Origin of the sequence: Oceaniovalibus sp. ACAM 378 (assembly GCF_008085915.1) — a bacterium.
GTDB lineage: Bacteria > Pseudomonadota > Alphaproteobacteria > Rhodobacterales > Rhodobacteraceae > Oceaniglobus.
Genome location: NZ_VSJK01000005.1, coordinates 125609 through 132688, shown reverse-complemented (window position 1 = coordinate 132688; position 7080 = coordinate 125609). Strand labels below are relative to the sequence as shown.

The following is a 7080-nucleotide window of genomic DNA, read 5'->3' as shown; positions in this document are numbered from 1 at the left end:
TGAACACCGCGCAGTACGATTGGCCCAGGCGCACCCGTCGCACCGTATCGTTTGGGAGATTTGAGACAGAGATGAAGTATGACAACGCGCCCCAGTGCCGTTTTCCAGCGGTGTGTGAAGGGCGTCTTGCCCGATGACCTATGACGACGAATACGAGGATGATCTTGTCGACCGGAAAGCAACCTTCGGGGGGCGGATGCGCCTGTATCTTCTGGTCCTGTTGATCGGCATCGGCATCGGGCTTGGGCTGTTCTGGAACCGCATCGTCATAACCGTTCACTCGGGCGAGGCCGGCGTTCTTTATCGCTGGTCCAACGGCACCGAGATGGACGAGATCTATGGCGAGGGGCTTCATGTCATCTGGCCCTGGAACGTCATGACGGTGTATAATGTGCGCCTGCAAACCCGCGAACGTGGCTATACCATGTTGACCAAGGGTGGTCTGCCGATCGAGCTGGAAATCGCCGTGCGCTATCAGCCCGATCTGCGCATGTTGCCGCTGTTGCACGTTACGGTGGGGCCTGATTACCTGAACAAGATCCTTTTCCCCGAGACCGAAGCCGTGCTGCGCCGCGCGGTGGGGCAGTACACGCCGGAACAAGTGTACACGAGCGACCGTGGGTTTCTTGAAACCATCGTCGTGAGCAGCCTTACCAACACCGAAGACCGCTATGTCATCGTCGATGACGTGCTGGTGCGCAGCGTGAAACTGCCCCCCACAGTGCGCGACGCGGTCGAGCGCAAGCTGACCCTTTCTGAAGAGCAAAAGGCCTATGAGTACCGCATCGGGATCGAACGTAAGGAAGCAGAGCGCAAGGCAATCGAGGCCGACGGGATCAGAAGCTATCAAAACATCATAAAACAAAGCCTCACCGCCGATCTGCTGCGTTGGCAGGGGATACAGGCGACACGCGATCTGGCGGCTTCGCCCAATTCCAAGACCGTGGTGATCGGCAGCGGCCCTGATGGATTGCCTTTGATCCTTGGCGGCGACAGGTGATTGCATGACGCTTGAACATGCGCCCGCCGCACCGGCGTTGTCACCCGCGGGGTTTCACTGGCGCCGTATCGCGGTTCTGTTCGCAGCGATCTTTGTTGCCGTGGCGGCGGTTTTGGCCGTGGTGGGAAGCGGTAGCATTGGCCGCGGTGCTTCGGTTGCTCAAGTTTGGTTGATCGGCCCGCAGGATGACACCTATCGCATCGTCGCCGTCCACGACCGAGACGATGACGACAGCAGTTTCTTCAACGGAGCGATGATGGCCATCGACCGGATCAATGGCGAACTCGGCGGTATTTTGGGCCGTCCGGTTGTTCTGGAACTGGCTGTCGAGCCCTTGGTGACACAGCGAAAGCCACTTGAGCGGGTGGTCAAGGAAACTTTGACGCTGGCAGACGGAATTGTTGTGAAGAAGGATCTGCTGGCAGTGATCGGGCACACCGGATCAAACGCCGCAATCACCGCCAGCGCCGTTTATGACCGCAATCAAGTGCTGTATCTTTCGACCCATGCGACCGAAACCTCATTCACCAACCACAGCCTCGACACGGTGTTTGCGCTGGTGCCGAACAACGCCGCGAATGCGCAGATGCTGGCGCAATACGCGCATCTCAACGGGTTGAAACGTTTCGTCCTATTGTCGGATAAATCTGAATACGGGCGCGAAACCACCAAATTCTTCAAAGAGGCGGCGGCCTATTTGGATGGGGATATCGTCTATCGCAGCCATCTGGGCGACAGCAGCCGCTCCATCGGGCAGCTTTTGTTGTATATCCTCGACAACACGGGCTTTGGCCCTGAGGATTTCGACGCGTTCTTTGTTGTCACATCCGATCCGCTCGAGACTGCCCGCTTTATCCGGCAGGCGCGCGATCTGGGGTTGAAGATGCCGATTCTTGGTATGGAATACCTCTACTCTGATCTTATGGTCACCGCTGTGGGCAATGAGGCAATGAATGACGTTATCGGGGTGTCGGTTTTCGATGCCGAACCTGCGTCGGACGCGGCAAAGGAATTCGCCGCAGCATATCAAACGATAAATCGCCGGCTGCCCGATTTGGAAGCGGCGCTTGGGTATGACGCCGTGATGTTGGTGCATGACGCCATTGCGCGCAATGGCAACATCAACGGGCGCGACCTTGCCGATACGATAAAGGTTTCGCGTTTCAAAGACCCGTTCGTTGGCGTGACCGGACCGCTTCTATTCGATATTAACGGAGCGATTGTGGACACCGACGCCTATATCGTGCGCCATGACGGCCGCAATTTCCACACCGTGAAATCCTTTTCGATACCGCTTCCCGATGATATGGTTCCCCAGATCGGTCGCCGCTAGGCCGAGCTGGATATCACGCAACCTGATGAAAGTCGCGCCATGCCCTTTTTTATAAACCCCTGGATATTCCTGTTTTGGGCCGTTGGAAGCTGGATCATCGGAATGTTGGGGCGCGACACTCGGTTCGGATTCGGCGGGAATTTCCTTATCGCGTTTCTGTTCAGCCCTCTCGTGGGGGTAATTGCACTGCTCGCGGCGCAACCGCCCAAGCGGATGGTGCGCCGGCGGGAAGATAAACGGTCCTCAGAGTCGGAATTGCGAAATCGCCACTGAATTTACTGCAAAAATGTCTTTGCGCAGCCCGGTCACGAAGCTAGGGTGGCGAGGCCTCGATCAGGGCGGGATGATCACGCCTTACTCCAGGTCCTTCACGGCTTTGGAGCCAGTTTAAGTCCAGGAGAACTCTATGACAGTCAATATCGAAGAAACCGCGACGGAACATGCCACCGAAGCGCTCGTGCAGCATGAGTTCGCCCAGAACATCATCGCCGAGAACCTGATCAAGGATTACGTGATTGCCTCGGTCGCGGCCAGCATTGTGCCGGTTGCCTTTTTCGACATCGCCGCTGTGGTCGCGATTCAGCTGCGGATGATCCAGAAATTGTCCGAACAATACGACAAGCCGTTCTCGGACAATCTGGGCCGCAAGGTGATTTTCGCTTTGGCCGGGGGCGTGTTCGGCTATGGCGCGGGCTATATCGTCGCCGCCAGCGCGACCAAGATGATCCCGGGCATCGGCTGGATGATCGGCATGGTATCCCTGCCCGTTGTGGCCGGCGCGTCAACATACGCCGTCGGGAAATCCATCGCCAACCATTATGAAGAGGGCGGCACGCTGCTGGATTTCAACGCCACCAAGATGCGCCGTTTCTATGACGAACAGTACGAAAAAGGCAAAACCGTCGCCCGCCGCGCCAAGAGCGCCGTCAAGGCCGACGAGGAAGAGCCCGCCAAGACAGCGAGCTGATTTGTACAGTCTGCTCTGACACATCAACTGCGCAAAAGAACGCAGGTGTCGCGCCAGATTGCCGAGAGCGCAGGGTGCCAACCCTTGCGACAAAATCAAGCCTTGTCGATTGTAAGCGTGGTTTTCGGTTTAGGAACACGTCACAAGATATTGATTGTATTGTCTTGTGACGTGTGCCCGCGCGCCAGCGCTTAATCCGGGAGAATGACTCCGGTCTGCTCAACGATCCGGGTGTAATGTTCGGGGCGTCTGTGGCGGGCGAAATCAAAGATTGTCTGCTTGTAGAATATCGTATCGTCCAGATCGCAGACCGCGGTGATCAGTTCGTCTTCTTCCGTCTCGGCCCGGGCGAGGACCCGGCCACTGGGATGCACGATGATCGAGCCGCCGATCAGCGGATTTCCGTCCTCATTTCCGGCCTTGGCAATGGCGGCGACAAAGGTTGCATTCTGATAGGCGCCCGCCTGTACGGTTAGATCGCTGTGGAAAATCCGCTCATCTCCGCGCTCTTCGGGTCTTTGCGAGTTGACGGAAGGGGTGTTGTAACCAAGCGCGATGAATTCCACACCCTGAAGCGCCATGACGCGGTAAGTTTCCGGCCAGCGGCGGTCGTTGCAAAGGCACATTCCGAAAATCCCGTCCATGCTGCGCCAGACTGGAAACCCATAGTCACCCGGTTCGAAATAGTATTTCTCAAGGTGCTGGAAGCTGCGTTCTGGATCGAATTCACCATGTCCGGGCAGATGGACCTTGCGGTATTTTCCAACGACCCGACCGCTTTGATCGACCAGAACCGAGCTGTTGAAATGCCGCGTCTTGCCGTCTTCCTCGGCCAGTTCTGCAAAGCCCAGATAAAAGCCGATGCCGTATTCGGCCGATTTCTCGAACAGCGGGCGAGTGACCGGATTGGGCATTTCGCGCTCATAGAACTTCGCGAACTCGGTGGGATCTTCGACGTAATATCTCGGAAAGAACGTCGTCAGCGCCAGCTCGGGAAACACGACAAAAGTGCAGCCTTCCCGATGTGCCTGCTCCATCAATGCGACCATCCGGGCGACTGCGGATTCCTTGCTTTCGGCACGTTGAATCGGCCCCAGTTGCGCACCACCCACCTTGATTACACGGCTCATTTCACGTCTCTCCACCAAATTCACTTTGGCACAATATCAGATATTTCAACGGCATTTGGAACCCGGTGTCTGCCATTTCGATCCGTTGCAGAAAAACTGGTGCCATACGGCGATTCGACTGGTCTTGCGTTGATCGAGATGTTTTATCGGCCGCTCAGCAGATAGGACAGCTTGGTGACAGAAAACACATTGACGATCGAACTCCTTGAAAAGCTCATCGGGTTTGCGACCGTAAGCCGCGACAGCAATCTGGCATTGATCGACTGGGTCCAGACCTATCTGGAGGAGCGCGGCTTTGACTGCCACCGGGTGCTCGATTCGACCGGCACCAAGGCCGGATTATTCGCGAGCATCGGGCCAGGGACGGGTGGGGTGATGCTTTCTGGGCATTCCGACGTGGTGCCGATCGACGGTCAGGACTGGAGCAGTGATCCGTTTTCGCTGACGCAAAGGGACGGGCGCCTGTACGGGCGTGGCACCTGTGACATGAAGGGGTTTCTGGCCTGCGCCTTATCTGCGGCGGACCGGGCCTCGCGACTCGAGTTGCGCGAACCGTTCAAGCTGGCGATCTCTTACGACGAGGAAGTCGGCTGCCTTGGCATCGCCCATATGATTGACCAGTTGCAGCCGACCATCGGCTTGCCAAGGGTTTGCATCATCGGCGAACCGACAGAAATGAAGCTGATCACCGAACATAAGGGCAAGGTAACACTGCAAGCGCGTTGCACGGGCATGGCGGGGCATTCCTCCCTGGCTCCAAAGTTTATCAATGCGCTGCATCTGGCCACGGATCTGATCCAGACGATCCGCACGATGCAGGACGATCTGCGTCAAAATGGTGCGCACGACGACGAATTTCCGATGCCCTATTCGACTCTCCATGTCGGAAAGTTAAGCGGTGGCAGTGCGTTGAACATCGTTCCGGACAGTGCCGTGATTGATTTTGAACTGCGCCACCTGCCACAGGACGCACCCGGTCCGATCATCGAGGAATTGCGCAAGAGCGCAGACAAGATTGTCGGTGAGGCGCGCGAAAATCACACACAGGCTGACATCGAGATCGAACAGAGCAACGCTTATCCGGCACTGCAAACGCCCGCGGATTCTGAAATTGTCGGCTGGATCAGCGGCTTCCTTGATCAAAAGGGCAATGCGGGCAAAGTGGATTTTGGCACCGAAGCAGGCCATTTTTCCAAGGCTGGCGTGCAAACCGTCGTCTGTGGCCCCGGTTCGATTGACCAGGCCCACAAGCCCGATGAATTCATCGAGGCGTCAGAGCTGCGTCGCTGCGACGAGATGCTGTCGCGGATTCTTGCCTCGATTGCAGGCAAGTAGGCCGGACCACACTGAAAATTAAAATTAGTAAAAGTATTGACGACAAGCCGAAGAGTCGGTTCGGTGCGGGCGAGGGAAGCAACACGCATTTTCAGGTCCGGTTCCGGGCCGACATCCATCTGAGCAGTCCGAGGCTTTTTACGGGGCATCCGACTATCTTCCCAGAATTGTGCGGACGAGATGTCCGCCACCAAGGAGGAAACTTCACATGAACTTTATTTCAACGGCGCGTTTTGCCGTGCCACTGCTGGCGTTTGGCCTGACCACAGCAACCGCCGCCATGGCGCAGGACGTCACACTCAGCTTTGCCACCAATACTCCGCCCAACAACATGCGCGGCGAGGCAGAGTCGATCTTTCTTGAAGAACTGACCAAAGCCTCGAACGGCGAAATCGGTATTGTGCCTTATTGGGGCTCGTCGCTGCTGGAAGGCTCGGAAATTCTGGGCGGTGTGCGCGACGGTGTGGCCGATATGGGCTTTATCAACGCAAACTACTATCCGAACCAGCTTTTGATCAACAGCGCGTACAACCTGTTTCCACAGGGTCCGTCGAACTATGAAAGCATCGCGTGGGCCTTCGACCAGATGTTCGAGCGCGTGCCCGAACTCAACGAGGAATATGCAAATCAGGGCCAGCGCATCGTCTATGCCTATGGTGTGACGCCCTTTGCCGGCGCGTTCAAATCGCCGGTGAACAGCGTTGAGGACATGAAAAATCTGCGGGTGCGTGCCGCCAGCCGTTGGTATCTGAACCTGCTGCAAGGTGCAGGCGCAACGCCGGTTTCAATGCCTTGGGGCGATGTCTATCAGGGGCTGCAAACCGGAGCCATCGACGGTGTCTTTACCAACATCGACGGAATTCACCGCTCCAGCCTGGACGAAGCCGCCCAGAACATTTTCTTTATGCCTGACCTGTGGCTGGGCCTGCCGTTTATCATCACGATCAACGAAGATAAATTTCAGGCACTGTCTCCTGAACAGCAAGCGGCGTTTGCCACAGCCGCCAAAGCGGCGCGTGAGAGGTTCTCCTCGGTCTGGGATACAGAGATCGAAGACATCCTCGCAGCGCAAAAAGAGGCTGGTTATTCGATCGTGATGGCGTCAGACGCTGACGTCGAAACCATGGCAAATCTGCCCGAAGTCCAGACCAATCGCGAGACCTGGGCCAAGGAAGCCAAGGCCGCAGGCGTCGCTGATCCGGAAGCAATTCTTGAGCAGTTCCAAACGGTTGTTGGTGAAGCGATCAATCGCTGATCGGACCGGCTAACGTAGTTTTTGAATGATTGTCCCGCGCCGGATCCTGACGATCCGGCG

Annotated in this window: 6 protein-coding genes; 5 read left to right on the top strand and 1 reads right to left on the bottom strand. The window is 56.7% G+C overall.

Features of this window, described 5'->3' with window-relative positions; genetic code table 11:
* Window positions 1-133 precede the first annotated feature (133 nt).
* The 3 genes from FQ320_RS08205 to FQ320_RS08195 all read left to right on the top strand — a co-directional run bounded on the left by FQ320_RS08205 (window position 134) and on the right by FQ320_RS08195 (window position 3300).
* Window positions 134-1000 carry a prohibitin family protein gene (locus FQ320_RS08205; RefSeq protein ID WP_148471233.1) on the top strand — a complete coding sequence of 289 codons (867 nt, stop codon included), beginning with the start codon at window positions 134-136 and terminating at the stop codon, window positions 998-1000.
* A gap of 4 nt (window positions 1001-1004) precedes the next feature.
* Window positions 1005-2333, top strand: a complete 1329-nt coding sequence (locus FQ320_RS08200; protein WP_148471232.1) for an ABC transporter substrate-binding protein — start codon at window positions 1005-1007, stop codon at window positions 2331-2333.
* 406 nt (window positions 2334-2739) lie between these two features.
* Window positions 2740-3300 (top strand): YcjF family protein, encoded by a 561-nt coding sequence (locus tag FQ320_RS08195; RefSeq protein ID WP_148471231.1) that lies wholly within the window; start codon window positions 2740-2742, stop codon window positions 3298-3300.
* Window positions 3301-3491: 191 nt separating this feature from the next.
* On the opposite strand, the gene FQ320_RS08190 is transcribed toward FQ320_RS08195, so the two are convergent.
* Entirely contained in the window at window positions 3492-4430 is a 939-nt protein-coding gene (locus tag FQ320_RS08190) for an N-carbamoyl-D-amino-acid hydrolase (protein ID WP_148471230.1), read from the bottom strand.
* A 174-nt stretch (window positions 4431-4604) separates the two neighbouring features.
* Between FQ320_RS08190 and argE the strand changes: the two genes are divergently transcribed.
* Window positions 4605-5765, top strand: a complete 1161-nt coding sequence (gene argE, locus FQ320_RS08185; protein ID WP_148471229.1) for an acetylornithine deacetylase — start codon at window positions 4605-4607, stop codon at window positions 5763-5765.
* Between the two features lie 208 nt (window positions 5766-5973).
* Complete coding sequence (locus FQ320_RS08180) at window positions 5974-7020, top strand: TRAP transporter substrate-binding protein (protein WP_148471228.1); 1047 nt, start codon at window positions 5974-5976, stop codon at window positions 7018-7020.
* Window positions 7021-7080: the final 60 nt, after the last annotated feature.